This window comes from Geobacillus thermodenitrificans subsp. thermodenitrificans DSM 465, assembly GCF_000496575.1.
Classification (GTDB): Bacteria; Bacillota; Bacilli; order Bacillales; family Anoxybacillaceae; genus Geobacillus; species Geobacillus thermodenitrificans.
In genome coordinates, this window is sequence record NZ_AYKT01000067.1 from 1 (window position 1) to 407 (window position 407).

Annotated in this window: 1 protein-coding gene; it reads right to left on the reverse strand. The window is 45.7% G+C overall.

Annotated features, from left to right (window positions below; all coding sequences use genetic code 11):
* On the reverse strand, nt 1-407 hold a 407-nt coding region (locus tag DSM465_RS0118005), incomplete at both ends, for a phage major capsid protein (RefSeq protein WP_029761990.1).

Consider the following 407-nt stretch of genomic DNA (forward strand, 5'->3'; position numbering starts at 1 on the left):
TCGTCCAAGAAGTTGTTAAACACGACGCGCAGCCCCAAGAAATCCGGTTGACGCAAATTCGGGAGTTTGCCAACGACATTCCCTTGTGCGTCCACTTGGATGCTGAATTCTACCAAACGGTTATAGTATGTTTTCCGATGCATAACAGCAACGATTTCCCCAACAGCATCTTCACCCGTGTCAATCAGAGCGATTTGTTTAGCCAAGTTTTTGACCAAGTCTCCATTGGCTTCGACCGTAACTTGATTCGACGCAGGTAACGAAGGAATGATACCTGTTGGTTGCTTGTTGGCTGCCCCCTGCCCTTTTACAATTCCTTGGTCAATCGCTTTAGCAATAGCACGAGCGATTTTGCGTGTTACGTAGTCATCCAAGTTAATGATCGAATCTTGAATCAAGTAGTTATC